Genomic DNA, 3,227 nt, shown 5'->3' with positions numbered 1-3,227 from the left:
ACACCCGTATCTGTTCTCATAATGTTTTGAATTGATTTTACGATATTTGAAATATCTGCCATAATTTATTTGTTCCTTTTAAAATTGTTTACGATGCGTATAAATGTTGTTCTATCTCTTTGATAAGTGACTGATACCCAGCTCTGCCACCGCCAAAAAGTTTTGTAAGTTCCGTCATAGTTCCGTACTCGTTAAACGGCGGTACTTTTAGAACTGCGATGTCTTCTATACTCTCTATGCCTGATTCCGTATATTTGTCTAAGAGTGCGTTTATAACTGCTTTTGCTTTGTCTGAGTATTTATTAAAATAACTGTTTTGTTTTAATTTGCCTGCTCGTTCGGCTCTTGTGAGTGCTGGTCTGTCAAATGCTATGTGACATATAAGATCAAATGGATCAAGCCCCTCTTTACCTACTTCGCTCTCAAGCTCATCGAAAAAGACACCTTGATCGCTTAAAGCTTTGATGATCGCTTCTTTTTGTTCTGTACTGCTCCACTCTTGTAAAAATTCATCTAAACTTGCATAGGCTTTTTTGATGTTTTTACGGCTGTAATCCACAAGTGATTCTGTGATGAGCTTACCATCTGCTCCGATGTACTGCACTCGTTTATTTAAAACTTTTACTTTCACACCGCTTACCGTGTGACGGGTAGGTTTAGAAGTGCCCTCTTCGCCATCTGTGATAGATACATCTGGAGTTTCACCGTAAGGCTCATTTGGCTCATTTACCGTGTCGCTAAACTCTTCTGGTATCTCTTCATCTGGAGGTGTAATTGGGTCATCATCTTTTGGCTCATAGATTTGAACTGGACCACCGTCAAAATCTGAATCAGCAAAATGTCTTGTAACATTTCTAAAATCCATGATTGTAAAGTAGAGTTTCCCGTAAGTCTCGTTTATCCTTGTACCGCGACCTATGATCTGTTTAAATTCTGTCATAGAACCTATGTTGCTATCTAGTACAATTAGTCCTGTCGTTTGAGCATCTACGCCTGTCGTCATAAGCTTTGAAGTAGTTGCGATGACTGGGTATGTAGATTCTGGGTCTATGAAGTTATCTAGCTCTTTTTTACCCTCTTCATTGTCTCCAGTTATTCGCATAACATACTTTCTACTCTCTTTTGCCATAGCAGGGTTTGCATTTACAAGAGCTTGTCGCATCCTCTCTGCATGATCTATATCTACACAAAAGACGATAGTTTTCATATAAGGGTCATTTGCATTTAGATATTCAGTAACCTTTTTTGCTACAAGATTTGTTCTTTGAGTGAGAATTAGATTTCTATCAAAGTCTTTTGTGTTGTACTCTCTGTCCTCTATCTCTTCTCCCTTATCATCAGTTTGTCCGTTGTATGGTCGCCATCCTTCAACATCTTTGTCAAGAGATAATCGGATCACTTTATACGGAGCCAAAAAGCCGTCATCAATCCCTTGCTTTAAAGAGTATGTATAAACTGGTTCACCAAAGTATGAGATATTGCTCACATATTTTGTCTCTTTTGGAGTTGCTGTAAGACCTATTTGTACTGCACTATCAAAATACTCCAGTATCTCTCTCCACTGGCTGTCCTCTGCTGCACTTCCACGGTGTGCCTCATCTATGACAATCAGATCAAAAAAGTCACGGCTAAACTCTTTAAAGATCTTTTTCTCTTCACTATTACCCGTAATAGCTTGATAAAGAGAGAGATAAACTTCAAAAGATTTATCGATAGTTCTATTGGTAATTTTAGTCATCTTGTCGCCAAAATGTTTAAAGTCACCTATCTTTGTTTGATCTACCAATATGTTTCTATCTGCCAAAAAGAGGATTCTTTTGGCTTTTCTTGACTTGTAAAGTCTGTAGATGATTTGAAATGCGGTGTATGTTTTCCCAGTACCTGTTGCCATAACAAGCAAGATTCTTTTTTGCCCTTTGGCGATGGCTTCTATGGTTCTGTTGATGGCATTTTTTTGATAATACCTTGGTTCTCTTTTTGGATCATCAATGTAGTAAGGGGAAAGTGCTACTTTTTGGGCTTCATCATCTTCAATGCCTCTGTATTTTTTATATCTTTGCCAAAGCTCATCTGGAGATGGAAAGTTATTTAAGCTAATTTCTCTTTGAAGTTTTCCATTAGACTCAGTTGGATCGTGCTCTAAAAAGCCATCACCATTGGTACTGTACACAAAAGGTATATCTAAAATCTCTGCATAACTTAGACCTTGCTGCATACCGTCACCAATGCTGTGTTTGTTGTCTTTTGCTTCGATGATAGCTATAGGAATGTTTGGTTTGTAGTAAAGGATATAATCGGCTCTTTTTTGTTCACCTCTGCGTATCCTCTTACCGTGAACATAGATACGACCGTTTGTAAAAAATGTTACCTCTTCTCTAAATTGAGAGTGCAAGTTCCAGCCAGACTCAATGAGTGCTGGAGTTATATACTTTGTACAAATATCTCGTTCTGTTAAATTCTTCTTTGACATACTACAAACCTAAAATTATTATTGTTTTTTATATTATCATATCTTGCATAAAAGCGTTATTTTTTGCTTTTAAAACCCTTGCCTTTTAAGTTCTTTTGCAAACTCACTAAGCCCCTGCTCGATCTTTTCCATAGCTGTATTATTACTCACTGGCACTAACTGAACCATACCATTTATGAAATTGGTTTTAAAGATCTGTCCTGTCTCTTTGTGGATCACCATATCATCATAATCTTTGTAAAAATCGTAGTTTTTTGCAAATTCTTCTGACATCACGCTAAATACTTTTTGCTCCATTGCTACTTCTCCTTATCAAGTTTATTTTTTACATATTCACTTAGACTTTTAATAGTTCCATAACCTAAGTGTTTTTTTGAGATATTTGTAAGAGTTACACCAAGACTATGAAGCTCTTTGATTTTCTCTTTGTCTTTATCGTAAATGCTTCCTTGAATAGTTCCAACTGGTTTGCCAAGTTTTATTCCCTTTGCTTTTCTTGCTTGTAGGGCTTCTTTTGTTCTTTTGCTTATTAGATCTCTTTCAAGTTGTGCAAAAGCTGAAAAAATATTTATTTGGAAATCTGTGAAAGGGTTTTGCTCGTTTGGTTTTATAAAAAGCTGTTCTTTGAGAATATGAAGATTTACGCCAAGTGCTATGAGTTGATTTACAATAGTAACAACATTTACGACACTTCTTCCTATACGACTAAGTTCAGATACTATTAGATGATCACCAGCTTGTAAAGTTTCAAAAAGCT

The 3,227-nt window shown here is 36.4% G+C and carries 3 protein-coding genes; all 3 read right to left on the bottom strand.

The features are described from left to right. Positions 1–88: 88 nt before the first annotated feature. Complete coding sequence (hsdR, locus tag PHI38_RS09840; protein WP_299855647.1) at positions 89–2,470, bottom strand: EcoAI/FtnUII family type I restriction enzme subunit R; 2,382 nt, start codon at positions 2,468–2,470, stop codon at positions 89–91. Positions 2,471–2,539: 69 nt separating this feature from the next. Next, positions 2,540–2,767, bottom strand: coding sequence for a hypothetical protein (locus PHI38_RS09835; protein ID WP_299855645.1), 228 nt, complete (start codon positions 2,765–2,767; stop codon positions 2,540–2,542). Between the two features lie 2 nt (positions 2,768–2,769). After that, on the bottom strand, positions 2,770–3,227 hold a 458-nt coding region (locus PHI38_RS09830; RefSeq protein ID WP_299855643.1), incomplete at its 5' end, for a recombinase family protein.

It is taken from the genome of Sulfurimonas sp., from assembly GCF_028694895.1.
Taxonomy (GTDB): Bacteria; Campylobacterota; Campylobacteria; order Campylobacterales; family Sulfurimonadaceae; genus Sulfurimonas.
This window is presented reverse-complemented; position numbering and strand designations above follow the sequence as displayed.